This is a genomic window from Janthinobacterium sp. BHSEK, assembly GCF_056174685.1.
This window is the reverse complement of sequence record NZ_JBWBYV010000010.1, coordinates 120,175-146,949: the sequence shown is the minus strand read 5'-3', so window position 1 is coordinate 146,949 and position 26,775 is coordinate 120,175. Positions and strand designations below refer to the sequence as shown.

Annotated in this window: 28 protein-coding genes and 2 tRNA genes; 11 read left to right on the top strand and 19 right to left on the bottom strand. The window is 61.1% G+C overall.

Features of this window, described 5'->3' with window-relative positions:
• Positions 1–24 precede the first annotated feature (24 nt).
• Both rnk and AC0V2Y_RS04485 read right to left on the bottom strand, forming a co-directional pair.
• On the bottom strand, positions 25–432 hold the full coding sequence (rnk, locus tag AC0V2Y_RS04490; protein WP_162835757.1) for a nucleoside diphosphate kinase regulator: 408 nt from the start codon (positions 430–432) through the stop codon (positions 25–27).
• Positions 433–442: 10 nt separating this feature from the next.
• Positions 443–568, bottom strand: coding sequence for a hypothetical protein (locus tag AC0V2Y_RS04485; RefSeq protein WP_326456981.1), 126 nt, complete (start codon positions 566–568; stop codon positions 443–445).
• 48 nt (positions 569–616) lie between these two features.
• On the opposite strand from AC0V2Y_RS04485, the gene AC0V2Y_RS04480 reads away from it, so the two are divergent.
• Both AC0V2Y_RS04480 and AC0V2Y_RS04475 read left to right on the top strand, forming a co-directional pair.
• Positions 617–745, top strand: coding sequence for a hypothetical protein (locus AC0V2Y_RS04480; RefSeq protein WP_475413953.1), 129 nt, complete (start codon positions 617–619; stop codon positions 743–745).
• Between the two features lie 277 nt (positions 746–1,022).
• Positions 1,023–2,915, top strand: a complete 1,893-nt coding sequence (locus AC0V2Y_RS04475) for a putative bifunctional diguanylate cyclase/phosphodiesterase (protein ID WP_475413954.1) — start codon at positions 1,023–1,025, stop codon at positions 2,913–2,915.
• A gap of 117 nt (positions 2,916–3,032) precedes the next feature.
• Here the strand turns inward: AC0V2Y_RS04475 and AC0V2Y_RS04470 are convergent, their stop codons facing one another.
• Positions 3,033–4,721 (bottom strand): peptide chain release factor 3, encoded by a 1,689-nt coding sequence (locus AC0V2Y_RS04470; protein WP_475413955.1) that lies wholly within the window; start codon positions 4,719–4,721, stop codon positions 3,033–3,035.
• Positions 4,722–4,894: 173 nt separating this feature from the next.
• On the opposite strand from AC0V2Y_RS04470, the gene AC0V2Y_RS04465 reads away from it, so the two are divergent.
• Positions 4,895–6,952, top strand: coding sequence for a methyl-accepting chemotaxis protein (locus AC0V2Y_RS04465; RefSeq protein WP_475413956.1), 2,058 nt, complete (start codon positions 4,895–4,897; stop codon positions 6,950–6,952).
• 226 nt (positions 6,953–7,178) lie between these two features.
• Positions 7,179–7,988, top strand: a complete 810-nt coding sequence (locus AC0V2Y_RS04460; protein ID WP_034783188.1) for a Crp/Fnr family transcriptional regulator — start codon at positions 7,179–7,181, stop codon at positions 7,986–7,988.
• A 66-nt stretch (positions 7,989–8,054) separates the two neighbouring features.
• Here AC0V2Y_RS04460 and AC0V2Y_RS04455 read toward each other — a convergent pair whose 3' ends face one another.
• The 12 genes from AC0V2Y_RS04455 to AC0V2Y_RS04400 form a co-directional block, all read right to left on the bottom strand.
• Positions 8,055–9,470: a sensor histidine kinase gene (locus AC0V2Y_RS04455; RefSeq protein ID WP_475413957.1), complete on the bottom strand. Its 1,416-nt coding sequence runs from the start codon at positions 9,468–9,470 to the stop codon at positions 8,055–8,057.
• 151 nt (positions 9,471–9,621) lie between these two features.
• Entirely contained in the window at positions 9,622–10,254 is a 633-nt protein-coding gene (locus AC0V2Y_RS04450; RefSeq protein WP_010399201.1) for a response regulator, read from the bottom strand.
• Between the two features lie 207 nt (positions 10,255–10,461).
• Entirely contained in the window at positions 10,462–10,869 is a 408-nt protein-coding gene (locus AC0V2Y_RS04445; protein ID WP_475413958.1) for a MerR family transcriptional regulator, read from the bottom strand.
• 10 nt (positions 10,870–10,879) lie between these two features.
• Entirely contained in the window at positions 10,880–11,227 is a 348-nt protein-coding gene (locus AC0V2Y_RS04440; protein WP_010399205.1) for an integration host factor subunit alpha, read from the bottom strand.
• Between the two features lie 171 nt (positions 11,228–11,398).
• Positions 11,399–13,825, bottom strand: a complete 2,427-nt coding sequence (gene pheT, locus AC0V2Y_RS04435) for a phenylalanine--tRNA ligase subunit beta (RefSeq protein ID WP_475413959.1) — start codon at positions 13,823–13,825, stop codon at positions 11,399–11,401.
• A 78-nt stretch (positions 13,826–13,903) separates the two neighbouring features.
• On the bottom strand, positions 13,904–14,920 hold the full coding sequence (pheS, locus tag AC0V2Y_RS04430; protein WP_475413960.1) for a phenylalanine--tRNA ligase subunit alpha: 1,017 nt from the start codon (positions 14,918–14,920) through the stop codon (positions 13,904–13,906).
• A 149-nt stretch (positions 14,921–15,069) separates the two neighbouring features.
• On the bottom strand, positions 15,070–15,429 hold the full coding sequence (rplT, locus tag AC0V2Y_RS04425) for a 50S ribosomal protein L20 (RefSeq protein WP_010399214.1): 360 nt from the start codon (positions 15,427–15,429) through the stop codon (positions 15,070–15,072).
• Between the two features lie 26 nt (positions 15,430–15,455).
• Entirely contained in the window at positions 15,456–15,653 is a 198-nt protein-coding gene (gene rpmI, locus AC0V2Y_RS04420; protein WP_038493025.1) for a 50S ribosomal protein L35, read from the bottom strand.
• A 227-nt stretch (positions 15,654–15,880) separates the two neighbouring features.
• Positions 15,881–16,441: a translation initiation factor IF-3 gene (gene infC / locus AC0V2Y_RS04415; protein ID WP_205711303.1), complete on the bottom strand. Its 561-nt coding sequence runs from the start codon at positions 16,439–16,441 to the stop codon at positions 15,881–15,883.
• Positions 16,442–16,453: 12 nt separating this feature from the next.
• Positions 16,454–18,361 carry a threonine--tRNA ligase gene (gene thrS / locus AC0V2Y_RS04410; protein WP_475413961.1) on the bottom strand — a complete coding sequence of 636 codons (1,908 nt, stop codon included), beginning with the start codon at positions 18,359–18,361 and terminating at the stop codon, positions 16,454–16,456.
• A 215-nt stretch (positions 18,362–18,576) separates the two neighbouring features.
• Positions 18,577–18,653 (bottom strand) — tRNA-Val (locus tag AC0V2Y_RS04405).
• Between the two features lie 89 nt (positions 18,654–18,742).
• Positions 18,743–18,819, bottom strand: a tRNA-Val gene (locus AC0V2Y_RS04400).
• A 148-nt stretch (positions 18,820–18,967) separates the two neighbouring features.
• Between AC0V2Y_RS04400 and AC0V2Y_RS04395 the strand changes: the two genes are divergently transcribed.
• Positions 18,968–19,432 carry a hypothetical protein gene (locus tag AC0V2Y_RS04395; protein ID WP_475413962.1) on the top strand — a complete coding sequence of 155 codons (465 nt, stop codon included), beginning with the start codon at positions 18,968–18,970 and terminating at the stop codon, positions 19,430–19,432.
• A 3-nt stretch (positions 19,433–19,435) separates the two neighbouring features.
• Here AC0V2Y_RS04395 and AC0V2Y_RS04390 read toward each other — a convergent pair whose 3' ends face one another.
• On the bottom strand, positions 19,436–20,548 hold the full coding sequence (locus AC0V2Y_RS04390; RefSeq protein ID WP_475413963.1) for an acyltransferase family protein: 1,113 nt from the start codon (positions 20,546–20,548) through the stop codon (positions 19,436–19,438).
• 138 nt (positions 20,549–20,686) lie between these two features.
• Between AC0V2Y_RS04390 and AC0V2Y_RS04385 the strand changes: the two genes are divergently transcribed.
• Entirely contained in the window at positions 20,687–21,649 is a 963-nt protein-coding gene (locus tag AC0V2Y_RS04385) for a M14 family metallopeptidase (protein ID WP_475413964.1), read from the top strand.
• Here AC0V2Y_RS04385 and AC0V2Y_RS04380 read toward each other — a convergent pair whose 3' ends face one another.
• Both AC0V2Y_RS04380 and sugE read right to left on the bottom strand, forming a co-directional pair.
• The gene (locus AC0V2Y_RS04380; protein WP_150131135.1) at positions 21,650–21,979 is read right to left on the bottom strand and encodes an SMR family transporter; all 330 of its coding nucleotides are present in this window, start codon (positions 21,977–21,979) and stop codon (positions 21,650–21,652) included.
• Between the two features lie 23 nt (positions 21,980–22,002).
• Positions 22,003–22,323 carry a quaternary ammonium compound efflux SMR transporter SugE gene (sugE, locus tag AC0V2Y_RS04375; protein ID WP_070217981.1) on the bottom strand — a complete coding sequence of 107 codons (321 nt, stop codon included), beginning with the start codon at positions 22,321–22,323 and terminating at the stop codon, positions 22,003–22,005.
• Between the two features lie 196 nt (positions 22,324–22,519).
• Between sugE and AC0V2Y_RS04370 the strand changes: the two genes are divergently transcribed.
• The 5 genes from AC0V2Y_RS04370 (at position 22,520) to AC0V2Y_RS04350 (ending at position 26,412) form a co-directional block, all read left to right on the top strand.
• Positions 22,520–22,879 (top strand): DUF1304 domain-containing protein, encoded by a 360-nt coding sequence (locus tag AC0V2Y_RS04370; RefSeq protein ID WP_475413965.1) that lies wholly within the window; start codon positions 22,520–22,522, stop codon positions 22,877–22,879.
• A gap of 164 nt (positions 22,880–23,043) precedes the next feature.
• Positions 23,044–23,619 carry a hypothetical protein gene (locus AC0V2Y_RS04365; protein ID WP_475413966.1) on the top strand — a complete coding sequence of 192 codons (576 nt, stop codon included), beginning with the start codon at positions 23,044–23,046 and terminating at the stop codon, positions 23,617–23,619.
• Between the two features lie 68 nt (positions 23,620–23,687).
• On the top strand, positions 23,688–24,860 hold the full coding sequence (locus tag AC0V2Y_RS04360) for a helix-turn-helix transcriptional regulator (RefSeq protein WP_475413967.1): 1,173 nt from the start codon (positions 23,688–23,690) through the stop codon (positions 24,858–24,860).
• Between the two features lie 138 nt (positions 24,861–24,998).
• Positions 24,999–25,295 (top strand): ArsR/SmtB family transcription factor, encoded by a 297-nt coding sequence (locus AC0V2Y_RS04355; protein ID WP_475413968.1) that lies wholly within the window; start codon positions 24,999–25,001, stop codon positions 25,293–25,295.
• Positions 25,296–25,347: 52 nt separating this feature from the next.
• Complete coding sequence (locus AC0V2Y_RS04350; protein ID WP_475413969.1) at positions 25,348–26,412, top strand: alkene reductase; 1,065 nt, start codon at positions 25,348–25,350, stop codon at positions 26,410–26,412.
• A gap of 113 nt (positions 26,413–26,525) precedes the next feature.
• Here the strand turns inward: AC0V2Y_RS04350 and AC0V2Y_RS04345 are convergent, their stop codons facing one another.
• Positions 26,526–26,747 (bottom strand): hypothetical protein, encoded by a 222-nt coding sequence (locus tag AC0V2Y_RS04345; RefSeq protein ID WP_475413970.1) that lies wholly within the window; start codon positions 26,745–26,747, stop codon positions 26,526–26,528.
• Positions 26,748–26,775 lie beyond the last annotated feature (28 nt).

The window sequence follows — 26,775 nt, the reverse complement described above, 5'->3', positions numbered from 1 at the left end:
CGTCCGCCATCACTGCATCAATGCCTAGCGGTGGTACTCGCCGGCCCGTTCAGGCTGGTAGACGATTTCCTCGATCTTGACCTTCACCACGCCGCCGGGCATGGGCCAGGCGATGCTGTCGCCGACGGACAGGCCCAGCAGCGCACTGCCGACGGGCGCCAGCACGGAAATGCGGTCGGCCTGGCCTTCCACATCCTTCGGATACACGAGCGTCAGGCAGAATTCCTCCTTGTTTTCCACCGTGAAGCGCACGGTGGAATTCATCGTCACGACGGTCGGGGGAATCTCTTGCGGCTCGAGCACCTCGGCGCGGCCCAGCTCATCGAGCAAGGCGGCCTTGTCCGGCGACAAATTATTACCCAAGGCATACAACAACGCTTCCAGTCGTTCCAGGTCTTGTGACGACAAAATAATTTTTGGTTTTTTTTCCAAGATATCCTCACTATTCATCATTAGGGCGACGTCCGGTTTTGCTGGCGGCAGCTTGCTTGGCCGCGGCAGACAAAACAAACAGCATCAGAACGTCCATCATCAGCGGATTATGGACGAACTCGCGGAGCAAGGCCATAGCGTTCTCGCATTCTTCATTAAAATTTATTAAAATCAATGACTTGCAATGGCCGATACGGTCAAAAAGTTAATCCGTGCCGGGATGGACGCAGGCATTGAAGTTATTCTTGATGGCATTTTGTTTGCCGCCAGCATGTTTTTAGAGAAAAAAACCGGCGGGCAAAAAAAGGATTAAAATTCAATTTGAATTATTATTAGAAAGACACGCCCCGCCTTTTCCGCCTGTCTTGTCGTCTTGCCCGCTGCCAACGGCGTGCTGCATGGATACTAAATTGCCGCGTACCCTGTACTTTCACGCTGCAAAATGACAATATGTCGGCCTTAGCAACACTTAGCAACACGTTGAGAGTTCCGGCTCACTTCGGTTTTCATCAGACTGGAACGTAAAGTATGGCAGGGCGAGGCGGGATCACACGGGGCGGCGGCAAGCGGGGCCGGCAGGAGAATGCGTCATGATGGCGCCCCTGATGCTGCCTTCCGCGCAGCTGCGCGGCGACCGGATAGCCCGGCTGAACTTGCTGGCCGCGGCAGCCATGCTGGCCATGGCCAGCCTGCTGCTGATCCTTTTCCAGTTGTTTTCCCTCCAGGCATCTTTCCAGCGCAGCCTGCACATCCAGGCCGACATGCTGGCGCCCGCCGCCACCCAGGCCATGCGCCAGGACAATCGTCTTGCCGCGCAACAACTCCTCGCTCCCCTCGCCGCCGCCCCGCATATCCGGCAAGCACTGCTCTACACCCCCTATGGCACGCCGTTTGCCCGCTACGCGCGCAGCGGCGCCGATGCCGTGCCCACGGCGCCGCGCAACGGCCTGCACATCGATTACCTGGACGGCAGCGCCGCCATCCTGAAGGCCTTGCCCGGCGGCGGCGCGCTGTACCTGCGCGCCAGCCTGGCGCCGCTGTACGCCAGCCTGGCGCAATTTGCCGCCTTTACCCTGCTCGTCTGCCTGTGCGCATTCGGCCTGACGTTCCTGATGGTGCGCCGCACGCGCACCGCCGCCCAGCATGCGGAAAACCATCTGCACTACCTGGCCCACGTCGACTCCGTCACGCAGCTGCCGAACCGCCATGAATTCAACGACGCCCTGGCCTACGCGCTGGCGCGCGCCGACCGCCAGGACAGCAGCGTGGGCCTGCTGCTGCTGGACCTGGACAATTTCAAGATCGTCAACGATACGCTGGGCCACCATTGCGGCGACCAGCTGCTCAAGCTCGTCGCCGGGCGCCTGGTGGGCATCCTGCGCGGCACCGACATCATCTGCCGCATCGGCGGCGACGAATTCGTCGTCATCGTCGAACCGGCCGACGACGCCTCGGAAATGGCCAGCGTGGCGCGCAAGATCCTCGCCGTGCTGGCCCCGCCATTCGACCTCGAAGGCCACCAGCTGTATGTCAGCGCCAGCATCGGCGTGAGCCTGTACCCGTTCGACGCGCAGGACGTGGCCACCCTGACGCGCAATGCCGATACGGCCATGTACCACGCCAAGCACCAGGGTAAGAACCGCTACGCCGTGTTCAAGGCCGAAATGGAATTGCGCGCCCAGCGCCGCCTGCGCATGGAAGCGAACCTGCGCCGCGCGCTGCAAAATGAAGAACTGTATCTGCACTACCAGCCGCAGATCGACTTGCGCAGCGGGCGCATCGTCGGCGTGGAAGCGCTGGTACGCTGGAACTGCCGCGAAATGGGCCAGCTGAGCCCCGCCGAATTCATCCCCGTGGCCGAGGAAAGCGGCATCATCGTCGACCTGGGACGCTGGGTGCTGCAAAGCGCCTGCCGCCAGGCGGCCCTCTGGTGCAAGGCGGGGCTGCTCGATTCGCTCGAGCACGTGGCCGTCAACCTGTCGGCCTGCCAGGCGCGCGACCCGGGCCTGATGGACGATATCCGCGCCATCCTGCACGAAACGCAGCTGCCGCATGGCTTGCTGGAGCTGGAAATCACGGAAGGGGTCTTGATGGACAATATCCACGCCAACGTGGAACTGATGCGGCGCCTGCAGGAAACGGGCATCCATTTGTCCGTCGACGATTTCGGCACCGGCTATTCGTCGATGTCCTACCTGAAGCGCCTGCCGATCGACCAATTGAAGATTGACCGCAGCTTCGTGCACGACCTGCCGGGCGAGGGCGAAGCCATCGTCACGGCCATCATCGCCATGGCGCACAGCCTGCACCTGAAGGTGGTGGCCGAAGGGGTGGAGACCTTGCAGCAGGTGGAGTTTTTGAGAACGGCGGGCTGCGACAACGTGCAGGGCTACTTCTTCGCGCGCCCGATGACGGCGGCGCAGTTGACGGCATTGCTGCTGGAGCGGCGCGACTGGAGCACGCGCACGATTTTGCCGGCTTGAGTTGCTGCCAACGATGGTGTCGGATTACGGCCGTTGGCCTAATCCGACCTACGCCATGAACAGGTAGGTCGGCGTAGGTCGGGTTAGCGCGAAGCGCGTAACCCGACACCACCCACATCAGGCCAATTTCGCCGAATGCTCGCGCGTCGCGTGGAACGTCAGCTTCGGCCAGCGCTCTTCCGTCAGGCGCAGGTTGACGCCCGACGTGGCCAAATAGGCCATGTTGCCGGCCGCATCGTAGGCCACGTTGTGGCCCAGCGCGTTCTCGAAATCCTGCAGGACGCGCTTGTCGTCGCAGCTGACCCAGCGCGCGCTGCTGATGCTGGTGCCTTCGAACACGGCGTCGACGCCATATTCGTTGAGCAAACGGCTGGCCACCACTTCGAACTGCAGCACGCCGACGGCGCCCAGTACCAGTTCGCCGCCCTGCACGGGCTTGAAGACCTGTACCGCACCCTCTTCGCCCAGCTGCTGCAAACCCTTGTGCAACTGCTTGATTTTCAAGGGATTACGGATGCGCACGGAGCGGAAGAAGTCGGGCGCGAAGTATGGAATGCCCGTAAAGGTCAGCATCTCGCCTTCGGAAAAACTGTCGCCGATCTGCATGTTGCCATGGTTCGGCAAGCCGATGATGTCGCCCGCGTACGCTTCTTCCACCTGTTCGCGCGACGATGCCATGAAGGTCACCACGTTCGACACCTTGATCTCGCGCCCCAGGCGCAAGTGCTTGACCTTCATGCCGCGCTCGAAACGCCCCGAGCACACGCGCAAAAAGGCGATGCGGTCGCGGTGCGCCGGGTCCATGTTCGCCTGGATCTTGAAGACGAACCCCGTAAATGGCTGCTCGGACGGCGCCACCGACCGCACGGTCGCGTCGCGCTCGCGCGGCGCCGGCGCCCAGTCGACCAGCGCGGACAGGATCTCGCGCACGCCGAAGTTGTTGATGGCCGAACCGAAGAACACGGGCGTCTGCACGCCGGAGAGGAATTCTTCCAGGTTGAACGGGTTCGACGCGCCGTGCACCAATTCGACTTCCATGCGCAATTGATCCATCTCAAGCGGGAACATCTCCTGCAGGCGCGGATTGTCGATGCCCTTGATGATTTCGAAGGCGCCGTCGGCCTTCTCTTCACCGGCCTTGAACAGCATGATCTCGTCGTTCAGCAGGTGGTACACGCCGCGGAAGTTCTTGCCCATGCCGATAGGCCAGGTGACGGGCGCGCACTGGATCTTCAGCACCGATTCGAGTTCGTCGAGCAGGTCCAGCGGATCGCGCGTCTCGCGGTCCATCTTGTTCATGAACGTGACGATGGGCGTATTGCGCATGCGGCAGACGGCCAGCAGCTTGATCGTCTGCGCTTCCACGCCCTTGGCCGCATCGATCACCATCAGCGCCGAATCGACGGCCGTCAGCACGCGGTAGGTATCTTCCGAGAAGTCCTGGTGGCCCGGGGTGTCGAGCAGGTTGACGACGTGGTCGCGGAATTCGAACTGCATCACCGAGGAGGCGACGGAAATGCCGCGCTGCTTCTCGATCTCCATCCAGTCCGACGTCGCGTGGCGGCCCGATTTACGGGCCTTGACGGTGCCGGCCATCTGGATCGCGCCCGAGAACAGCAGCAGTTTTTCCGTCAAGGTGGTCTTACCCGCATCCGGGTGGGAAATGATGCCGAAGGTGCGGCGGCGCTGCACTTCGCGCGCGATCACGGCCGGCGCCTTGCTGCTGACCGACGCTGCGGCGTTGTCCGCGCTGTCGGTGGAATCGGGGGTGTTGATGTCGTTCTCGTTGGCCATATTGGTGACCATAATATGGCCCTCGCAAAAAACCCTCGATTTTACAGAAGGATCGGCCTTCCGTGTGAACTGCTTCACTCTGGCGAACGGCAAAATCGGCTGACCGGGGCGCAGTTCATCAAGGGGTCACAATCCGCAGGCAACATTGCACTGCAGAAATGTTGTCACCCTACCCTGGAAACCCGATGAAAATGCTCCTCACCCCCGCCATCCGACTCATGCAGCGCTTGCGCCTGCTGCCCAAATTCATGCTTGTCTGCCTGGTCTTCCTGCTGCCGCTGGCGCTGGCGACCACCCTGCTGATCTCGGAACTGGGCAAGTCGCTGGCCCAGGCGCAGGATGCGCAGCGGGGCGTGGCCTATGTGCGCCAGCTGCAGGAAGGCACGCGCCTGCTGCAGCAGCGGCGCGGCCTCGAGCACTTGCGCCTGAGCGGCAAGGCGGGCATGGACAACACGGCCGTCAATGCGCGCATCACGGCCGCGCTGGCGGCCCTGGCGCGCCTGCCGGCGGGCGCGGGCCTGCCCCAGGCGGCCGAATTGACGAAGCAGTGGCAAGCCTTGCTGGGCCGCCAGGCGGGCCTCGCGGCGCGCGACAGCTACGCGGCGCACACGGCGCTGCTGCGCCAGGCGGCCAAGCTGGGCCAGCTGGTAGCCGACCGCTCGCACCTGAGCCTGGACCCGGACGCGGGCGCCAACCACCTGAGCGCCGTCTTCACCGCCACCCTGCCCGACCTGGCCGAGAGCCTGTCCGACATCGGCGGGCGCGGTGCCGCCTACATCGACACGGGCCTGTTCGAAGCGAACGAAGACCAGCTCGTCAACGCCAACGCCCTGATCGCGCGCCACGAACTGGAACGCCTGCCGGCCCGCTACGACGAAATCCTCGCCGCCAAGCCGGCATTGCGCGCCAGCCTGCAGCCGGCCCTGAAAGCCGTGCCGGCCGCGCTCGCCTTCCTCGAACGCACGAAGAATGAAGTGACGAATTCCTACGACCAGACGTCGGGCGCGCAATTCCAGGCGGCCGGCATGCAGGCGATCGACGCCCTGCACGCGCTGTCCGGTGCCTCCGCCACGGCCCTGGACAGCCTGCTGGCGCAGCGCATCGCCCGCGACGAGGCGCGCCGCGGCCTGATCCTGGCCGCCATGCTGCTGGTGCTGCTGGCCGCCGCCTACCTGTGCGCGGGCTTTTATGCCGCCTTCGCGCGCGACGTGACGCAGTTGCGCGTGGCCGTCGGCGCGGCGGCGGCGGGCGACCTGTCGCAGCGCATCACCTCGCAGGCGCACGACGAAATCGGCGACCTGGTGCGCGACTTCGGCGCCATGACGCACGGCCTGGCCACGCTGGTGCAGGAAATCCGCGGCGGCGCGGCCGTCATCGCGGCGGCCGGCGCCGATATCGCCCAGGGCAACGCGGCCCTGTCCGGCCACACGGCCACGCAAGCGGACGCGCTGGGGGCCACCGTGGACTCGATGCGCGAACTGACGGCCACCGTGGGCCGCAACGAAGCCCACGTAGGACAGGGACGCACGCTGGTGGCGACGGCGGCCGACGTGGCCCTGCGCGGCGGCCAGACCGTGGGCGCCGTGGTCGAGACCATGGCCTCGATCAAGGCCAGTTCGCACAAGATCGTCGACATCATCGGCGTCATCAACGGCATCGCCTTCCAGACGAATATCCTGGCCCTGAACGCGGCCGTGGAAGCGGCGCGCGCGGGCGAGCAAGGGCGCGGCTTTGCCGTCGTGGCCGCCGAGGTGCGCAGCCTGGCGCAGCGCTCGAACGAGGCGGCGCTGGAAATCAAGCGCCTGATCGGCGATTCCGTCGCCACCGTCGATGCGGGTGGCGACCTGGTCAATGCCGCCGGCAGCACCATGCGGCAAGTCGTCGATGCCGTGCAGCAAGTTGCCGTGGTGATCGGACGCATCAGCAGCGCCGGTGCCGAGCAGAATGGCGAGATCGCCCGCATCAACCAGGCGCTGGCGCAGATCGACGACATGACGCGCCAGAACGCGGGTCTGGTCGACGAGGCGCGCGCCGGTTCGCAGCGCCTGCACCAGGAAGGCGAGGCGCTGACGCAGGCCGTGAGCCGCTTCCGACTGGGGGAACACGAGGTGCCAGGCCCGCGCCAGGCACCCGCCGCGACCGTGCGCGACGGCTTGCCCAGCGTGCGTCCGGCCGGCCTGTGGAGCGCCAACAAGCCGCGCGTCATATCACAAAATCGCGCAGAACGGCGCAAGGCTAGCTAGTCAAAAGTGTGCGCGTAGGACAAGGACTACAATTTCGCCTCAAAAGAGACTACAAAGTGGCGACTGCTAATCTTATGTTCGCCACTTACATAAGCTTTTAAAGTAGCTACATCGCGATCTGCACCGCGCGGTCGAAAGAAACACCGTTACCACATGAGTACGGCAGCTTTTTTTGACCGGCAACGCGGCAGTCGCACTCCGATGTAAAAAGCCTGTGAGGAATACTATGAGCCATACTCAACTTATCGCCCCGGTCCAGAAGAACCAGCTGCTGCCGCGCGCCATGCCGGCGGCCGGACGGGAAATCAAGCTTGCGTCGCGGGTTAGCCTCAGCAGTGCACAACAGAATGAATTGCTGGCCGCCCTGCCGCGCGCCGCGCTCGAATCGCTGTTCGAAGACCTGGAACTGGTGGAACTGCCTTTCGGCAAGGAACTGTATGCCTACGGTAACAACCTGGAATACAGCTACTTCCCCACCACCGCCATCATTTCCTTGCTGTACGTGATGGAAGACGGCGCCACGACGGAAATCGCCGTGGTCGGCCATGAAGGCGTGGCTGGTGCCTCGCTGCTGGCAGGCGAACGCGCCATGTGCACGGCCGTCGTGCAAAGCGCCGGTTACGGCTACCGCCTGAAAACGCAAAGCTTGCGCGATGCCTTCAATCAAGGCGGCGCCCTGCCCCAGCTGCTGATGCGCTACACCAACGCCCTGTTTGCGCAGATGGCGCAGAACGCCGTCGGCGGCCGCCACAGCTCGATCGAGCAAAAGCTGTGCCGCTGGCTGCTGGACCGCCTGGACCGTTCGCCATCGAACGAATTGAAGGTGACGCAGGAGCTGATCTCCATCATGCTGGGCGTGCGCCGCGAAAGCATCACGGCCGCCGCCGGCAAGCTGCAGGAAGAAGGCTTGATCCACTATCGCCGCGGCAATATCACGGTGCTGGACCGCGCCGGCCTGGAATGCTATGCGGGCGAGTGCTACAAGGTCGCCAAGACGGAATACGACCGTTTGCTGCGCGACGTATCACGCTGCTGATCTGACAGGCTGGATAAAAAAATGGCCGGGCTGCATGCCCGGCCATTTTTTTGCATTCAGAAACACTCACACGCTGGCGTCTTCGTCGATCTCTTCCGGCTCCGGCGTCAGCGGCAAGGGAATCACGGCTTCCACGCACGTCCCCTTGCCTTCCGGCCCCTGGCGCACGGTGAGGGTGCCGCCCAGCAACAAGGCACGTTCGCGCATGCCCAGCAAGCCGTGCGACATGGGTTTTTGCAGCGCATCTTCCGTGATGCCGATGCCGTCGTCGATCACGCGCAGCACCAGGCCGTGCTCGTTGCGCTTCAATGTCACGCTGACCATGCCGGCGCGCGCATATTTGAGGATATTCGTCAGCGATTCCTGCACGATGCGGAACAGGGCGATCGTCAGGGTCGCTTCGCGGTTGTCGATATTGATGGCCACATCCGTTTCGCAGCGAACCGAGCTCATGCGCGCAAAATCCTCGCAATAGCTTTCGATGGCGGCGCACAGGCCCAGGTTGTCCAGCAGGCTGGGGCGCAGATCTTCGACGATGCGGCGCTTCAGTTCCACCGTTTCCAGCAAGGTCGCCTTAGCGCGGCGCAATTGCGCGGCCAGGTCAGGCTGTGTATGCGCCAGTTGCTGCGTGACGGCCCCCAGGTCCATGCTGATCGAGGTCAGGTTGGCGCCCAGCTCATCGTGCAGCTCGCGCGCCAGGCGCGCCTTTTCCACTTCATTGACACTGATCAAATGGCGCGACAGCACGGATAACTGCTCCGTGCGCTTGCTGACCGTCGATTCCAGGGTGTCGTTGGCATTTTGCAATGCATACTCGACGGCCGCGCGGTTCTGGAAGCTGCGCCGCACCAGCTGGTAAAACATGATCAGCACGAGGATGGCCAGGGCATTGATGCCGATGCCGAGCAGCACGGCTTTCTGGTACTCATGATAAAAGGCGGCGCTGCCGGACGACAGCGCCTCATTCTGCTCGCGCGTCATGATCACCACCTGCAGGCGGATCTCGTCCATGGTGGCGCGGTCGTCGGTCACGCGGGAAATGTTGACGATCTCGGCCAGCCCGCCCTGCTTGTAGACGTCGATCGACTGTTGCAGCATCGACATCTTGCGACGGATCAAGCTCTTTAATTGGCCCAGGTTCTTCAGTTGGGTGGGACTGCCTGCGAGCAAGGTCTGCAGCTCGTTGAATTCGTTTTCGATTTCGGTGGTGGCGGTCTTCGACGGCCCCAGATAGGTTTCCGAGCCGGAAATGAAATAGCCGCGCAAGCTGCTTTCCGCATCGAGCACGAGCACGTTCAAATACTGCAGGCGGTCCGCCACGCGGGCGCTCTGGCTGAGCAAGGCGTTCGTGCCCTTCAGCGACTGCAGGTTATGATAGAGACTGAAACCATTGAGTACAAGCAGCAAGGCGCAAGTCACGCACAGGATCGTCTTGTACAGGGGCAGGCGGTGATTCGGGGCCGGTTCAGCGGTGAAATACATCCTGATGTGCATCCTTAGCAAGGTTCGGCGCGGGAGAGAGCGCCGGCGCCGGCCAATTATAGTCCTCGCCACAAACTGCTGCACTGCACAACATCAAGTCGTGCCCGGCTAGCTGGCTGAGCGATCATGCTGCCATGATCGCACCGCAGCGCTAGTCAAGCAAATTGTTTTTCATTGCGTAATAGGTCAAGTCGCTGTTCGATTGCAAGCCCATTTTTTCCATGATGCGCGTACGGTAGGTGCTCACCGTCTTGATGCTCAGCGACAAGGCCACGCCGATATCGGACACGGTGGCGCCGCGCGCCAGGCGCAGGAAGACCTGGAACTCGCGGTCCGACAATTCCGTATGCAAGGCCGCATTCGTGTCGCGGTCGAACGACTGCGCCAGCAACTCGCCCACGGTGGAGCTGACATAGCGGCGCCCCTGGAATACGGTGCGCACGGCCGTCATCAGCTCATCGGCTTCGCATTCCTTGTTCAGATAGCCATTCGCGCCCATCTTGAACAGGTTCAGCGCGTATTGCTGCGCGGGATAGCCGCTGAGGATCAGCACGGGCAATTCCGGCTGGCCCTGGCGGATCGTGCGCAAGGTATCGATGCCGCTCTGGTCGGGCATGGCTATATCGAGCAGCAATACATCGCAAATTTCGCGGCGGGCGATATCGAGCGCTTCGCGCCCCGTACCGGCTTCCGCCACCACACTGAAATCGTCTGACGACGAAAAAATCTGTTTGAATCCAGCTCGTACTATTTGGTGATCATCACAAATGGCAACGCGTATCATTGTTTCCCCTTAAATTTTCCTGGCCTGGGAAAGACTACCGGAACCTGAACGCTGCTCCGGCCTAGCGTCACTAACAAAAACGCAACATTAACATTATATTCAAAATATGGCGCACCGTACGGTAGCGGCAGCGCCAAGGCGGAGCCGGAGCGCCCATGCAGTATAGTCAAGCGGTACCGGACAACCCCACCTATATTGGTACAAATCTTATTTTAGCAAGTTTAAAATCGCCATTAATTCATTGCGTATCCACGCGCGGTCCAGCGGCGCTTCCTGCGGCACGACGGGCATGGCCGGCAGCACAGGCAGCTCATCAAGAATGGCATGCGATGCGCCACGGCTATCGAGCTTGTTGCGCGCGCCGCTGATGGTAAAACCCTGCTCATACAGCAATTCGCGGATGCGGCGTATCAACAGCACCTCATGGTGCTGATAATAACGGCGGTTGCCACGTCGTTTGACCGGCTTGAGCTGGGAAAACTCCTGCTCCCAGTAGCGCAGCACGTGCGGTTTGACGCCGCACAACTCGCTCACCTCGCCGATCGTGAAATAGCGTTTCGCCGGAATGGGCGGCAAGGGGGCGATCAACTCGGTTTTACTGATGCGCTCGTTCATCGCCACTCACTCAGGCAGCACGTGCCAGCGGACTGGTCTCTTCGACCATGCTTTTCAGCTTCTGGCTCGCATGAAAGGTCACGACGCGGCGCGCCGTGATGGGAATCTCTTCACCCGTCTTCGGATTGCGGCCCGGCCGTTGCGGCTTGTCGCGCAACTGGAAATTGCCGAAACCGGACAATTTGACGGCCTCGCCGCGCTCGAGCGCATTGCGGATTTCATCGAAAAAGGTCTCGACCATATCCTTCGCTTCGCGCTTGTTCAGGCCCACTTGCTCGAACAACAGTTCGGCCAGTTCCGCCTTGGTCAAGGTGGGTAAATCTTTTTCCGCTTCCTGGCGCACTTTGGCAACCAGCATGGCCCGATGCAAATCGGCGGCCAGTGCGGATTGCAGTACGGCGGAATCAACGTCGCTGTTATTAATTTTCCTGCCCTGCCTTTTCTGTGCGCCCGAGCCCGCCACATGGCAAGCTCGTCTACGGTTGACGACGGAAAGGCCGTCACGCAAAAAGTGACGGCCAGTCCGGAATTACGAACGCAGTTTCGCGTCGTGGCCCTGCTTGGCGGCATCGATCAGGACAGCCATCAGGCCATCGACGACATCGTCTTGCAGGGTGTTTTGAGTATCTTGCAAGCTAATCCGGAAAGCAAGGCTTTTTTCATCCGTTTCCAGCCCTTTTCCACGATATTCATCAAATAAAACAATGGCTTGCACGATACGCGCCGCCGGGCTTGCCTTGACGGCGGCGTGGAAACTGTCGAGCAGATCCTGCACGGCCACCGATTGCTTGACGACCACGGCCAGGTCGCGGCTGGCGCCAGGGAATTTCGAGATTTCCTGGTACACGGGCACGACGCGTTGCGTCAGGGCAGCGGCATCGACTTCGAACAGCACGGGCGCCAGCGGCAGGTCGTACTTTTGCATCCAGCGCGGGTGCAATTCGCCGATGAAACCGATGACCTTGCCGTCGAGTTCCACATTGGCCGAACGGCCCGGATGCAGGGCTGGATGTTCCGCCTTGGTGAAACGCAAGACCAGCGGCGCGAACAGCGCTTCCAGGTCCGCCTTTACGTCGAAGAAGTCGACCGTGCGGGACGGCTGGCCCCACTGCTCGTCTGCCACCGCGCCGTAGGCCATGGCCGCCACGCGCTTGGGCTGGGCGTAGCCGGCCACCGACAAGGGGCCGTTTTGCACGCTGTCGTCGCGCTGGTAGATGGCGCCCACTTCGAAGATGCGCACGCGGTTCGTCTTGCGGTTCAGGTTATAGCGCACGTTGGCGATCAGGCTGCCGATCAGCGAGGAACGCATCACGCTCATCTGGCTGGCGATCGGGTTCTGCAATTTGATCGGATGCGTATTGCCCGAGAAATCGCGCTCCCATGCCGTGTCGACAAAGCTCATGTTAACCACTTCCTGGAAGCCCAGGTCGGCCAGCTCATGACGTACCGCAAACAAGGAGCGGGTATTTTCCGGTGCAATCTGCATCACGTTCGCGGCCACGGGCGGCAGGGTCGGGATGTTTTCAAAGCCGTACACGCGCGCCACTTCCTCGATCAGGTCTTCCTCGATCTCGATGTCGAAACGGTAGCTGGGCGAGGTCACGGAAAACACGCCGTCGGCCAGGGTGAACGGCAGCGCCAGGCGCGTGAAGATGTCGGCGATCAGCGCATCGGTCAGCGGCACGCCGATGACTTTTTGCGCGCGCGCCGTGCGCATGGTCACGGGCTGGCGCTGCGGCAGGTTCACCACATGGTCATCGACGGGGCCGACGGTGGTGGCCGGCGTGCCGCAGATTTCCACGATCAGGGCCGTGATGCGCTCGATATGCTCGACGGTGGTGGCAAAATCGACGCCGCGCTCGAAACGGTGCGCCGCATCGGTCGAGAAATTCAAACGGCGGGCGCGGCCCTGGATGGCATTCGGCCACCAGAATGCCGCTTCCAGGTAGATGCTGTCCGTATCGTCCGATACCGAGCTGGCGTCGCCGCCCATGATGCCGGCCAGCGATTCGATTTCCTGCTCATCGGCAATGACGCCGAGCCACTCGTCGACGGCGATGGTGTTGCCGTTCAACAGCTTGACGGATTCGCCCGCCTTGCCCCAACGCACGTCGAGGCTGCCGTGGATCTTCGCCAGGTCGAACACGTGGCTGGGACGGCCCAGTTCCAGCATGACATAGTTGGAAATGTCGACCAGGGCCGACAACGGACGCTGGCCGCTGCGCTCGAGGCGCTGCTTCATCCAGTCCGGCGTGGCGGCGCGGGCGTTCAGGCCGCGGATGACGCGGCCCGTGAAACGGCCGCACAGGTCCGGCGCGCTGACTTTCACGGACAAGACTTCGTCGCTGGAAACCGGCACGGCGCGGAACTGCGGCGCATTCAGCGGTACGCCCGTGAGTGCCGACACTTCGCGCGCCACGCCCAGCACGGACAGGCAGTCCGCCTTGTTCGGCGTCAACTTGATGGTGAATTTCAAGTCGTTCAAGGCAAAGTAATCGCGGAAATTCTGGCCGATCGGCGCGTCGTCCGGCAATTCCATCAAGCCGGCGTTTTCTTCCGACAATTTCAATTCGCGCGCGGAGCACAGCATGCCTTGCGACTCGACGCCGCGCAGCTGGCCCACCTTGATTTCAAACGGCTTGCCATCGGCGCCGGGGGGCAGCACGGCGCCCGCCATCGCGCAGACGACTTTCAAGCCCGGGCGCACGTTGGGCGCGCCGCAGACGATGTTGAGCATGGTGCCCGTGCCGACGTCGACCTGGCACACGTTCAGGCGGTCCGCGTTCGGATGTTTTTCCATCTCCAGGACCAAACCTACCACCACGTTCGAGAAAGGCGGGGCGACGGGATCGACGTCCTCGACTTCGAGACCGGACATGGTCAGCAGATGGGCCAGTTCGTCCGAAGTCATCTTCGGATCGACCATGGTACGGAGCCAGTTTTCGGAAAATTGCATAATCAAGCCTTCAAAGGGTCAAAGCTCACAGCGCGAGCGCACGGGCGCTCAAGCGCCATGAATCAAACGGAACAACGCTTAGTTGAATTGCTTCAAGAAACGCAAGTCGCCTTCATAGAACAGACGCAGGTCATTGATGCCATAGCGCAGCATCGTCAAGCGTTCCAGGCCGGAGCCGAAAGCGAAACCGATGAATTTCTCGGGATCGAGGCCGAAGTTCTTCACCACGGTCGGATGCACCTGGCCGGCGCCCGACACTTCCAGCCAGCGGCCCTTCAAAGGACCGGAGCCGAAGGCGATGTCGATCTCGGCCGACGGTTCCGTGAACGGGAAGTACGACGGGCGGAAGCGCACCTGCAGGTCGTCCGTTTCGAAGAAGGCCTTGACGAAGTTCAGGTACACGCCCTTCAGGTCGGCAAAGCTGATGTCTTCGGCGATCCACAGGCCTTCGACCTGGTGGAACATCGGCGAATGAGTGGCGTCGCTGTCGACGCGGTAGGTGCGGCCCGGCGCGATGACCTTGATCGGCGGCGTATGCGTGCGCGCATAGCGCACCTGCATCGGGCTTGTGTGCGTGCGCAGCAGCAAGGGCTTGCCATCGGTGTCGTTGCCATCGATGTAGAACGTATCTTGCATGGAACGGGCTGGATGGTTTTCCGGGCTGTTGAGCGCCGTGAAGTTGGTCCAGTCGTTTTCGATTTCGGGGCCGTCGGCCACGTCGAAGCCGATCGAGCGGAAGATTTCCTCGACCCGCTCCCACGTGCGCATCACGGGATGGATGCCGCCTGGCATGCGGCCACGGCCCGGCAGGGTCACGTCGATCGCTTCGGCGTTCAGACGGCCTTGCATCTGGGCATCGGCCAGCGCATCACGGCGCGCCGTCAGCGCGTCTTCGATCTGCACTTTGACGGTATTGATCAGGGCGCCCTGCGCCTTGCGCGCGTCCGGGTCCAGCTTGCCCAGGCCCTTCATCATTTCGGTAATCTGGCCAGTCTTGCCCAGGTAGCGGGCTTTGGCGTTTTCAAGTGCGGCAGCGTCTGCGGCGGCGATAAAGTCAGCCTGGGCCGAGACGACGAGTTCTTCTAGGGAGTTCATGCGGCTTTTCCTGTTTTGGAAATCAATCCTGGATTTAGTAATCTAGAACCCAACAATCAAAAACGGAAACGGGGCACAAGGTGGTTGTACACCCCTGCCCCGCTCTTTATAACGTCACCCTGGGGGTAACGTTGTGCAATGACCGATGCTTACGCAGCGATTTTTGCTTTCACTGCGTTGACAATCGCAGCGAATGCTGGCTTGTCCATCACAGCCATATCGGCCAGGACTTTACGGTCCAGTTCGATATTTGCTTTTTTCAAGCCGTTCATGAATACGCTGTACGTTACGCCATGCTCACGGGAAGCGGCGTTGATACGGGCGATCCACAGGCGGCGGAAAACGCGCTTCTTGTTGCGGCGATCGCGGTAAGCGTATTGGCCAGCGCGCATAACTGCTTGCTTGGCAACACGGTATACACGGCTGCGGCGACCACGGTAGCCTTTAGCTTGAACAAGAATCTTCTTATGACGGGCACGAGCTGTAACCCCACGTTTTACTCTAGGCATAGTAACTCCTTAAATTGAGTGTGAGATTAAGCAGTCGGCATCATGCGCATGACGGATGTGACATCCGATGCGTTGATGTTACGGGTACCGCGCAACTGACGTTTGTTTTTGGTGGTTTTCTTGGTCAGGATGTGGCGTTTGAACGCGTGACCCGACTTGACTGTTCCACCTGGACGCACGCGAAAACGTTTTTTCGCGGAGCTTTTGGTCTTCATTTTAGGCATAGCAATCTGTCCTCTTACGGACAGCTCCATTTATAACAGGATTGCAGGTGGCAACACGACGCTGCGCTTAGATGCCTGCTTTCACATGTTGTGCAGCGGATGCGAGTCCGCTACAGTTCACGCGGCCCGCACATTGCTGAGCGGGCCGCGCAAATTCTGCCTGGAATCTGGTGTCGCACCAATGCTGGCGCAAACCACGTCGATCCACAGTAAAACGCTATTGTAGCTTACTTCTTCTTCTTAGGCGAAAGAACCATGATCATTTGGCGGCCTTCCATCTTCGGGAACTGCTCGACCTGGCCGTACGGCTCCAGATCGGCTTTCAGACGTTCCAGCATGCGGAAGCCAATATCCTGGTGCGCCATCTCACGACCGCGGAAACGCAAAGTGATCTTGGTTTTATCGCCGTCTTCAAGGAACTTGATGAGATTACGCAACTTGATATTGTAGTCACCATCATCAGTCCCCGGACGGAATTTGACTTCCTTCACGAGGATGATCTTTTGCTTCAATTTGGCTTCGTGAGCTTTCTTTTGCTCCGAATACTTAAATTTGCCGTAGTCCATCAAACGGCATACCGGTGGCTGCGCGGTAGGCGCAATTTCCACCAGGTCGACGTTTGCCTCTTCCGCCAGGCGGAAGGCTTCAGCCAAACTTACGATACCGAGTGGCTCGTTATCGACCCCGCTTAAACGCATTTCAGGGGCAGTGATTTCGCCATTGATGCGATGTGACTTGTCAGTAGCTATTGTAATTTCCTTTAAAAATCTTGTAAGACGGTCGTGCAGCGAGTTTCCTCGTCAGGCCTTGGTGTCGACTTCATGTTTGAGTCGCTCAATCAGGGCATCGACGGACATGACGCCCAGATCGACATTGCCCCGCGCCCGCACGGCCACTGTATTCGCATCCCGCTCTTTGTCGCCAATTACTAAGATGTAAGGCAATTTTTGTACGGAATGTTCACGTATTTTATAGGTAATCTTCTCGTTACGCAAATCAGCCTGTACACGCAGCCCCGCTTTGCGCAGTTTTGTTGTTACTTCTTGTACATAATCAGCTTGAGCGTCGGAAATATTCAACACCGACACCTGCACCGGCGACAGCCACAACGGCATGGCACCCGCATAGTGTTCGATCAGGATGCCGATGAAACGTTCCAGCGAACCCACGATCGCGCGGTGCAGCATGATCGGCACCTGGCGCGTGTTGTCCACGGCCACGTATTCGGCACCCAGGCGGCCCGGCATCGACGGGTCGATCTGCACGGTGCCCACTTGCCATGCGCGGCCCAGACTATCCTTCAAGTGGTATTCGATCTTCGGACCATAGAACGCGCCCTCGCCCGGCAATTCCGTCCATTCCACGCCGCAGGCGCGCAGAGCCGAACGCAGGGATTCCTCGGCGAAATCCCACGATTCTTCCGTGCCGATGCGGTTATCGGGACGCAAGGCCAGTTTCACGTCGATATTCGTGAAGCCGAACGCCGTGTACACATCCATGGCCTGCTGGTGGAAGGCCATCACTTCGCCGGCGATCTGCTCTTCCAGGCAGAAGATGTGGCCGTCATCCTGCGTAAATCCGCGCACGCGCATCATGCCGTGCAAGGCGCCCGACGGTTCGTTGCGATGGCATTGGCCGAATTCGCCGTAGCGCAATGGCAAGTCGCGGTAGCTGCGCATGCCATTGTTGAAAATCTGGATATGACCAGGGCAATTCATCGGCTTCAGCGCATAGGCGCGGTTTTCCGATTCCGTGATGAACATGTTTTCACGGTAATTATCCCAGTGACCGGTCTTTTCCCACAGGCCACGGTCGAGGATTTGCGGCGCCTTGACTTCCTGGTAGCCGTTGACCTGGTACACATTGCGCATGTATTGTTCGACCTGCTGCCAGATCGACCAGCCTTTCGGGTGCCAGAAGATCAGGCCTGGCGCTTCTTCCTGGAAATGGAAGAAATCGAGCTGCTTGCCCAACTTGCGGTGATCGCGCTTTTCCGCCTCTTCCAGGTTGTGCAGATACAATTCCTGGTCCTCCTTCTTGGCCCAGGCCGTGCCATAGATACGCTGCAGCATCTCGTTTTTCGAGTCACCGCGCCAGTAGGCGCCGGCCAGCTTCATCAGTTTGAAGACTTTCAGCTTGCCCGTCGATGGCACGTGGGGGCCGCGGCACAAGTCCGTGAACTTGCCTTCGGAATACAGCGACACTTCCTGGTCGGCCGGGATGGAGCCGATCAGTTCAGCCTTGTAGGCTTCGCCGATGCCCTTGAAGTAGTCGATGGCTTCGTCGCGCGCGACAACCTTGCGCGTGACTTGCTCATCCTTCTTGGCCAGTTCCGCCATTTTCTTTTCGATCGCAACCAGATCTTCCGGCGTGAACGGCCGCTTGTAGGCGAAGTCATAATAAAAGCCGTTGTCGATCACGGGGCCGATGGTCACTTGCGCGTCCGGGAACAATTCCTTGACGGCATATGCCAGCAAGTGGGCCGTCGAGTGGCGGATCACTTCCAGGCCGTCGGCATCCTTGTCCGTGACGATCGCCAGTTCCGCGTCTTGCTCGATCAGATAGGAGGTATCGACCAGCTTGCCGTCGACCTTGCCCGCCAGGGCAGCCTTGGCCAGGCCGGTACCAATATTGGCCGCAACCTGGGCCACGGTGACCGGGCCGTCGAATTGACGGGCGGAACCATCGGGAAGTCGGATTGTAAGCATATTGATCTCCATATCGGCGCTGGCGCCAGGTAAAACTGCAATGAATGGTGTGGACTGAAAAACTGAAAGGAAAACGCAGACGCAAAAAAACGCGGACTAGCCGCGTTTTTCACTTTTTTGAGACAAAGGAAACCCGTTCGACTAGCGTCACTCCCAAAGCTTGGTAGTAGTTCGCGGTGTCATAACCGGTTTTACCTTTCTCTCTAACTGCATTCTGGTGGGCGGTGAGGAATTCGAATCCCCGACCCCTTGGATGTCGACCAAGTATTCTAACCAGCTGAACTAACCGCCCGTAAAACTTTTGTTGATCATTGTATTTCAAATGACCGCTTGCGGCTTGCGCCAGCTTAAAACTCTTTAAAACCACTTACTGCTAAATTCTGGTGGGCGGTGAGGAATTCGAATCCCCGACCCCTTGGATGTCGACCAAGTATTCTAACCAGCTGAACTAACCGCCCCGAAGACCAGCATTATAGAGAGGCTTTCCCAGAATGACAAGGGCTGTTTTACAGGAAACTTTAATCTGTTTTTCATCCGCTTCCCGGGCGTCAGCCCCTTTTATATAGAGTCGGCCCGGTGCATGCGGAATGCCGCTAGAATCGCGGCATGAACTCCACCCTATTCGCCTGGCTGAAAACCCTGAGCCGCATCTGCGGTTTTGAAACGGCCGACTCCTTCCCGCCCAATCACCCCTACGCGCGCACGCGCTGGGAAGCCGCGTATTTCGATATCGCCTCCGACGTCAAACCCGACGAGATCGAACGGCGCCTCTGCGCGGCCATTGCCAACACGCCGAGCGTCTTCGCCTACATCACCAATCCCACACCGCGCATGCAGCGCGCGCTGCTGAACGTGATCCACGACCGGCTGCGGCGCCAGCCCGGCGCGGGCGCCACGGACCTTGTCTTGTTATTGATCAATGCCTATGCCAGTCCCCACATCGCGGAAGCCGTGCCCGGCCTGCGCACCCTGATCCACAACACGGAACACGAAGACACGAATCTGCGCGTGCATGCCATCCTGGAATTGCTGGTCGGCACGCCACGGGGACTCGACGTGATCGACATGTAATCATCACGCGTGATTGGCGGGAACGTAGCGCGCCCGCAAGCGCATGAACGGCGTTTCCACCACTCTATACAAGAGCCAGCCCGTAAAGATACTGACGGCGATACTGATCAGTATCGCCACGAGGCCGTCCGGCCCATACCCCATCTCCTGCAACAGTGGGCGCAGCAGGATGCATAGTTGCTTGTGCAACAGATAAATCGCATACGACCACAGGGCCAGGCTGGCCGCACCCGGCACGCGCAATTTATATAATGCGCTGCCGGGACTGAGCGCGGCGATCAGCAGCAAGCTGAAACTGACGGCCAGGGCCGGATAGCCGAACACGGTCACCGCATAGCCATAGTGATCGGTGAGAAACACATAAAACATCAGCGCCGTGCCCGCGATTCCCGCCAGCAAGGTGCGGTTGCCGTAGGAGGTCAGGCGCGCCCAGGCACCAGGGTGGTAATTCTTCATCAGCGCCAAGGCCACGCCCGCCACCAGTTCGTCGAAGCGGCACCACGACGCGTAATAAATATACTTGTAATAGCCAAGGCCGCCGCGCGGTACTTGCACGTATTCATCCCACAGGTAGGCGCGCACCAGCATGCCGACGATCAAGCTGGCGGCCACGGCCAGCCAGGCCCACAGCAGCGACTTGCGGCAGGCGGCGATCATCAGCGCCACGGCCGGCAACAGCACGTAGAACTGCTCTTCCACGCACAGCGACCACGCATGGGAAAACGCCGTGCCCGGCGTCAGATTGATGTTTTGCGTAAACGTCAGGAATTTCCACAGCGGCAATAGCGCGCTATCGCCGCGAAACGCGGGCCACACATAATACAAAGCCAGCACGACATAAAAATTGGGCAAGGTGCGCAGGAAACGCCGCGCATAGAAGCGGGACAGTGAAAAGCCGTGCGCGCTGCGCAAGGCCGCGAAGATCTGGTTGCCGATCAGGTAGCCGCTGAGGGCAAAGAACAGGTCCACGCCTACCCAGCCGATTTCGCCCCAGAAACCGAACGCCCCGCCCTCGCTGACGAACAGCAAATAATGGTTCATGAAGACGAGCACGATGGCCAGCGCGCGCAAGGTGTCGAGGCCATACAGGCGGGAAGGATGGAACGTACTGGACATGGAATCGGCAAGGGAAAACAACGGTGGCGCCGATCATGCCACGCCAGAGTGCGCCATGGCCACATTTTTGCAGGCGTGCACGGCGAATCCCGCTAAAATATGCCGACCCCGCTTTCCCTTCCCGCAACAGCATAGGATATGTCCAGCATGAGCAGCGCACTCCACTTCAAGTCCATCAACTACACGGGCCAGGGCAGCGGCCCGCGCCTGATCGTCACGGGCGCCGTGCACGGCAATGAAACCTGCGGTACCAAGGGTATTCAACGCGTGATGGCTGAACTCGACAGCGGCGCCCTCTCCATCGTGGCCGGCAGCGTCACCTTCGTGCCCATCACCAACCCGCTGGCTTACGCCAAGGGCGTGCGCAGCGGCGACCGCAACCTGAACCGCAACCTGTTTCCGAACGACAATCCACAGGATTTCGAAGACCGCATCGCCAACTGGCTATGCCCCTTGCTGGGCCAGCACGACGTGCTGCTCGACTTGCACTCGTTCAATGCCGACAGCCAGCCCTTCGTCATGGTGGGGCCGCGCAACAACGACGGTCCGCTGCAACCGTTTCAACATGAAGACAAAGAACGCGCGCTGGCGCGCCGCCTGGGCGTGCGCCGCTTCGTCGACGGCTGGCTGCATGCCTACGGTCAGGGCGTGCAGCGCCGCCTAGGCAATAGCGACCAGGTGGGCCTGGTCTTGCGCTATGGCGTGGGCACGACGGAATACATGCGCTCGACGGGCGGCTATGCCCTGACCCTGGAATGCGGCCAGCACGCGGACCCGGCCGCGCCGGATGTGGCCTACCGCGCCATCATGAACACGCTCGCCTTCCTCGGCTTCATCGACGCGCCGCCACCGGAACCGATCGCCGATGCCGACATGGAAGCGCTGAACATGGTCGTCGTGCACGACAAGCTGCATGCAAGTGACCGCTTCATCAAGACCTGGTCCAGCTTTGACAAGGTCAAACAGGGCGAGCAGATCGGCGTGCGCGCGGACGGCACGCCCGTGACGGCCGAATTCGACGCCTATATCCTCTTCCCGGACGTCAACGCGCAAGCCAATGCCGAGTGGTATTACCTGGCGCGGGTGGCCAGCAGCTTCTGATCAATGTCCCACTGATTTGGAGAAGAGATTAATCACCAGCACGCCGGCAATGATCAGCCCCAGGCCGATCAGGGCCGGCGTATCGAGGCTTTGCTTGAACCAGAACCAGCCCACGGCGGAAATGAGCACGATGCCCACGCCCGACCAGATCGCATACACGATGCCGGTAGGAATGACCTTCAGGGTCAGGGACAGGCACCAGAAGGCGATGCTGTAGCCGACCACGGTGATGACGCTGGGCCACAAGCGGCTGAAGCCGTCGGACGCCTTCAAGGCGCTGGTGGCGATGACTTCGGCGATGATGGCGATGGCCAGGTAGAAATACGTCATGGCGAGACTCATGCTGGCATCCTTTATTGCGGGCTGAGCAATTTCAAGCCCAGGATGCCGGAGACGATCAGGGCGATGCAGGCGATGCGCGCGGCGCTGGCCGGTTCGCCCAGCACCATGATGCCGAAGATGGCCGTGCCCACGGTGCCGATGCCCGTCCAGATGGCGTACGCCGTGCCCAGCGGCAAGGTGCGCAAGGCCAGGCCCAGCATCACCACACTGCCCAGCATGGACACCGCCGTCAAGACGGAGGGCACGAGGCGGGTAAAACCGGCACTGTACTTGAGGCCGATGGCCCAGCCGATTTCCAGCAAACCCGCCAATACCAGAATGATCCACGCCATACTTTTCTCCCGAGGCGGCAGGGTCGTCCCCGCCATGCAGCCCCCACATCGAGCGGGGTCGTCCCCACAGGAGCAAAAGGAAAAGTATACCATTGGGTGAAAAGTCTTGCCGCAAGCACATTTTTTCTGGTGCTGTTGCCAAAAAACATGCGTCTGGCAGCATAATTGCCGCATCCATTCACTCTCGGGAACAACGATGCTGCTACTGGCCCAAATCCTTACCGCCCTCATCCTGCTGCTGCACGTCTACATCGTGCTGCTGGAAACCGTGCTGTTCGATGCGCGCGGACGCAAGGTCTTTGGCCTGAGCAAGGAAAAGGCGGAGATCGTGCGCCCCGCCATGTCGAACCAGGGCTGCTACAACGGCTTTCTTGTCGCCGCGCTGGCGCTGGGCTTTTTTCACCCGGACGCGGCCATCGCCCATGCATTCACCGTCTTCGGCCTGGCCTGCATCGCCGTGGCCGGCGTGTGGGGCGCAGCCACCGTCATGGCGCGTATCCTCTACCTGCAAACCGTGCCGGCCGTCATCGCCTTGCTGCTGTTCCACTTCGCCTGATCCCTGCCAAGGCGGCCAGCCGGCCGCCCTACCCCACTCCGTGCCGCCCGCGCATACCCCAAATGGGTGATGTTTCCAAGAAACACGCCCGATACAATTCCTTGTAGCAATAAAAAAGATACCACCAGACACATGGTGGCAAGTCACAGTCCACAGGGGAAATCATGCAAGCACATCCAACCACCTTTGCCGTCACTTTGCTCGGCTGCCTCATGCTGTCCGCCTGCGGTGGCGGCGGCAGCGACGACAGCGGCTCGGGCAGCGGCTCCACCAGTGCCAGCGGCGGCACCTCGTCAAGCTGCCTGTACAGCAATCTGATCAGCGATACAGAACGCAAGCAGGCCAGCGCCTGTGGCATCCAGGTATCGGGCAACTACGCCCAGGCGGACTCGGGATACGATAGCCTCGTTGCCGCCTGCAAACAGGGAGACAAAGCCAAGGCGGATGCCTATTACAGTGGCACCTACCAGCACATGGTCGACTATGCGCGCGCCGTGAGCAAGGAACTCGGTTGCGGGCAAAACAACGGCGCCACCTTGCCCAACAACACCACGGCCAGCAACTACAATTTCTGTGTCAAAAGCACCACCGTCAATGGTAAGCTCAGCTATGAAGGCGCTTGCTATGGCCCCGTCAAATCCGGCGAAGGCGGCTGCGGCAGCGGCTATAACTATATCAGCCAGTACGCCAGCCTCAGCACGTGCACCTCCGGCGGCAAAAGCTGGCTGGAATCGCGTTAAGGAAGCCGGGCGGCCATAGCAAAGGCCGCCCGCGATCTTGTCCATCGCTTGCCGCATGAGGATCGCCAATGACGCCATCGCTCGCCGTCGCCAGCCAGGCACTGATTACCCTGATCTATGAAGCGGCCACGCGGCATGGCGCTTGGTCGCAATTCCTCGCCGCCCTTGCGCAACAACTGAAATCGCACGCGGGTTTGATCTGGGCCAATGATTTCAGCAACCGCTCGGTCGACGTGCAGCTGCCGGGCAGCGGCCTGGCCGCCACGTATGGCTTCGAATCGGAGGCCATGGCCAGCTTTGCCAGCTACTACGGCGCGCGCAATGTGTGGCTGGAAGACGCCACCCTGCACCGCGAGGGCGCCGTCGTCACCGGCTCCATGCTGTTTCCCGACCATTGCCTGAAGAAAACCGAGTACTGGACGGACTGGCTGCGCCCGCAAGACATCTTCTATACGGCGGCGGCCATCGTCGAATTGCGCGCCGAGCGCTCCACCAACGTCACCGTGGTACGCCGCGAACAGGCGGGCGTCTACGAGGCGGGCGAGCTGGCGCTGATCCGCAGCCTGATGCCGCACCTGCAGACGGCCTTTGCCCTGCAGCGCAAACTGCGCCGGCTGGAAGTGCTGTCCCAGAGTTCCACCCAGGTGCTGGAATTGCTGCCGTTCGGCGTACTGTTGCTCGACGCCACCTCACAATTGCTGTACGCCAACGAGCGGGCGCTGGCCATGACGGCGTCAACGCGCTTGCTGCAGCTGCGCGAGGGAGCGCCCCTGTATTGCCCGCGCGAAGCGGACAACGGCGCGCTGCGGCGCATGCTGCACGAGGCGGCCCAAACGGGCACGACAGCGGCAGGCGGCCCCGGCGGCGTGCTCAACCTGAACGGCTTGACGGGAGAACAGCTGCGCCTGCGCGTCACGCCCCTGCCCTCCTGGCACAGCCCGTTCGGCTCGGCCAGCGCCATCGCCGTCTTCCTCAGCGACAGCAGCGACCTGATCACCTCCCTGGCGGCGACCCTGCGTAATTTCTATGGCATGACCGTGGCCGAGGCGCGCCTGACGGAAGCGCTCGTCAACGGCTACTCCCTGCAGGAATACGCCGAACGCCAACGCATCTCCATCCACACGGCGCGCACTCAAATCAAGAGCGCCACCGCCAAGGCCGGCGCCCAGCGCCAGGTGGACCTGGTGCGCATCGTGCTGACGGGCCCGGCCGTGCTGCAGCGCAATCCCCTTCCCGCCTGAGCTTTCAAAAACGCGCGCCGCCGGCACGCTTTTCATTTATATCGTAAGATACGTATATCGCAATATAACGATATTAAAATTGAACAATCACGATATATACATCGCTGAAAAGCGAATTGTGTATTGAGGAGAAACAACATGGATATCGACGCCATCCACAAGGCGCTGGCCAATCCCGTGCGCCGGCAGATTTTGCAATGGCTGAAGGAACCCGAACAGTATTTCCAGGAACAGGACCACCCGCTGCACCTGGGCGTGTGCGCCGGCCTGATCGACCGCCGCCTGAACCTGTCGCAATCGACGGTGTCGGCGCACCTGGCCAGCCTGCAGAAGGCGGGCCTGATTTCGGCCACCAAGGTGGGCCAATGGAGTTTCTTCAGCCGCAACGAAACCACCATCGCGGCCTTTCTCGACCACATGCAACAAGGTTTGTAAGCATCCCCATCTCAACGCCGCCCGACCGGCCCCCCACAAGGAAATGACAATCATGACAACCCTATTCGCCCCCATCACCATCGGCAGCCTGCAACTGAAAAACCGCATCATCATGGCGCCGCTGACGCGTTCGCGCGCCGGCAATCCGGGCCGCGTGCCCAACGCCCTGATGGCCGAGTACTACGCGCAGCGCGCTTCGGCCGGCATGATCATCTCGGAAGCGACGGCCGTCACGCCGCAGGGCGTGGGCTACGCGGACACGCCCGGTATCTGGTCCGACGAGCAGGTGGAAGGCTGGAAACACATCACCCGCGCAGTGCATGAGGCGGGTGGCAAGATCGTGCTGCAACTGTGGCATGTGGGCCGCATTTCCGCGCCCCTGTTCCTGAATGGCGATTTGCCCGTGGCACCCAGCGCCGTCAAGCCGGCCGGCCACGTCAGCCTGGTGCGCCCGCAACAGGAATTCGTCACGCCGCGCGCGCTGGACGCGAAAGAAATCCCCGGCATCGTGGCGGCCTACCGCCTGGGCGCCGAAAATGCAAAGAAAGCGGGCTTCGACGGCGTGGAAATCCATGGCGCCAATGGGTATCTGCTCGACCAGTTCCTGCAAGACAGTACCAACTTGCGCACCGATAACTACGGCGGTTCGATTGAAAACCGCGCCCGATTGATGCTGGAAGTGACGGACGCCTGCATAGCCGTGTGGGGCGCGGACAAGGTCGGCATGCACCTGGCGCCGCGCCGCGACGCGCACGACATGGGCGATTCCGACCCGCGCGCCACCTTCGGCTATGTGGCGCGCGAACTGGGCAAACGGGGCATCGCCTTCATCTGCGCCCGCGAAGCGCTCGGTGACGACCGCCTGGGCCCCTATTTGAAGCAGGAATTTGGCGGCGTGTACATTGCCAACGAGAAAATGGACAAGGCGGCGGTCGAAGCCTTGCTGGCCAAGGGCGAAGCCGATGCCGTGGCCTTCGGCCTGTGGTTCATCGCCAACCCCGACCTGCCCATCCGCCTGCACAGCGACGCGCCATTGAATCCGCTGAACCCGGACACCCTGTATGCACCGGACGCCGCCGGCTACACGGACTACCCGGCGCTGGCCGCACAAGCCTGAACGGCCCCCTGAGCACGAGCGGCACTGCGCCGCCCCCCCCTTGGCGGCGGGCGCAACGATACCAACGCACTGACCGCGTGACGATCGCGGCGCCCGCCGTTTTTACCTGCCCTTCAGCGCCATCGGCGCCGTGCCGGCCGGGCCGGGCGGCGCGCCTGCACGCTGCTGAAGACGCGGCGTATTACTTCGGCCGGCACCGCGTGCTCGCGCAAATAGGCGGTCGCCACCGTTCGCCCCAGGGCATGATGAAACGCCACGCCACGCTCAACGAGCTCGGCCATCACTGTGTCCGTTCGAACATGCTCCCCATGTACATCGTCGATACTGTTTTTCATGCCATGGCTCCATAGCGGGTGGATCAAC

Bases quoted from the DNA above. Each gene is read 5' to 3' on its own strand.
- AC0V2Y_RS04360 (WP_475413967.1), top strand. From the start codon at position 23,688: ATGACGCCATCGCTCGCCGTCGCCAGCCAGGCACTGATTACCCTGATC.
- AC0V2Y_RS04350 (WP_475413969.1), top strand. From the start codon at position 25,348: ATGACAACCCTATTCGCCCCCATCACCATCGGCAGCCTGCAACTGAAA.
- AC0V2Y_RS04450 (WP_010399201.1), bottom strand. From the start codon at position 10,254: ATGATACGCGTTGCCATTTGTGATGATCACCAAATAGTACGAGCTGGA.
- rpmI (WP_038493025.1), bottom strand. From the start codon at position 15,653: ATGCCTAAAATGAAGACCAAAAGCTCCGCGAAAAAACGTTTTCGCGTG.
- AC0V2Y_RS04380 (WP_150131135.1), bottom strand. From the start codon at position 21,979: ATGACGTATTTCTACCTGGCCATCGCCATCATCGCCGAAGTCATCGCC.
- rplT (WP_010399214.1), bottom strand. From the start codon at position 15,429: ATGCCTAGAGTAAAACGTGGGGTTACAGCTCGTGCCCGTCATAAGAAG.
- thrS (WP_475413961.1), bottom strand. From the start codon at position 18,361: ATGCTTACAATCCGACTTCCCGATGGTTCCGCCCGTCAATTCGACGGC.
- AC0V2Y_RS04370 (WP_475413965.1), top strand. From the start codon at position 22,520: ATGCTGCTACTGGCCCAAATCCTTACCGCCCTCATCCTGCTGCTGCAC.
- pheS (WP_475413960.1), bottom strand. From the start codon at position 14,920: ATGAACTCCCTAGAAGAACTCGTCGTCTCGGCCCAGGCTGACTTTATC.
- AC0V2Y_RS04465 (WP_475413956.1), top strand. From the start codon at position 4,895: ATGAAAATGCTCCTCACCCCCGCCATCCGACTCATGCAGCGCTTGCGC.
- AC0V2Y_RS04475 (WP_475413954.1), top strand. From the start codon at position 1,023: ATGATGGCGCCCCTGATGCTGCCTTCCGCGCAGCTGCGCGGCGACCGG.
- AC0V2Y_RS04485 (WP_326456981.1), bottom strand. From the start codon at position 568: ATGGCCTTGCTCCGCGAGTTCGTCCATAATCCGCTGATGATGGACGTT.
- AC0V2Y_RS04460 (WP_034783188.1), top strand. From the start codon at position 7,179: ATGAGCCATACTCAACTTATCGCCCCGGTCCAGAAGAACCAGCTGCTG.
- AC0V2Y_RS04440 (WP_010399205.1), bottom strand. From the start codon at position 11,227: ATGCTGGTTGCCAAAGTGCGCCAGGAAGCGGAAAAAGATTTACCCACC.
- AC0V2Y_RS04355 (WP_475413968.1), top strand. From the start codon at position 24,999: ATGGATATCGACGCCATCCACAAGGCGCTGGCCAATCCCGTGCGCCGG.
- AC0V2Y_RS04345 (WP_475413970.1), bottom strand. From the start codon at position 26,747: ATGAAAAACAGTATCGACGATGTACATGGGGAGCATGTTCGAACGGAC.
- AC0V2Y_RS04445 (WP_475413958.1), bottom strand. From the start codon at position 10,869: ATGAACGAGCGCATCAGTAAAACCGAGTTGATCGCCCCCTTGCCGCCC.
- AC0V2Y_RS04455 (WP_475413957.1), bottom strand. From the start codon at position 9,470: ATGTATTTCACCGCTGAACCGGCCCCGAATCACCGCCTGCCCCTGTAC.
- sugE (WP_070217981.1), bottom strand. From the start codon at position 22,323: ATGGCGTGGATCATTCTGGTATTGGCGGGTTTGCTGGAAATCGGCTGG.
- AC0V2Y_RS04390 (WP_475413963.1), bottom strand. From the start codon at position 20,548: ATGTCCAGTACGTTCCATCCTTCCCGCCTGTATGGCCTCGACACCTTG.
- AC0V2Y_RS04385 (WP_475413964.1), top strand. From the start codon at position 20,687: ATGTCCAGCATGAGCAGCGCACTCCACTTCAAGTCCATCAACTACACG.
- AC0V2Y_RS04470 (WP_475413955.1), bottom strand. From the start codon at position 4,721: ATGGTCACCAATATGGCCAACGAGAACGACATCAACACCCCCGATTCC.
- AC0V2Y_RS04365 (WP_475413966.1), top strand. From the start codon at position 23,044: ATGCAAGCACATCCAACCACCTTTGCCGTCACTTTGCTCGGCTGCCTC.
- pheT (WP_475413959.1), bottom strand. From the start codon at position 13,825: ATGCAATTTTCCGAAAACTGGCTCCGTACCATGGTCGATCCGAAGATG.
- AC0V2Y_RS04395 (WP_475413962.1), top strand. From the start codon at position 18,968: ATGAACTCCACCCTATTCGCCTGGCTGAAAACCCTGAGCCGCATCTGC.
- AC0V2Y_RS04480 (WP_475413953.1), top strand. From the start codon at position 617: ATGGCCGATACGGTCAAAAAGTTAATCCGTGCCGGGATGGACGCAGGC.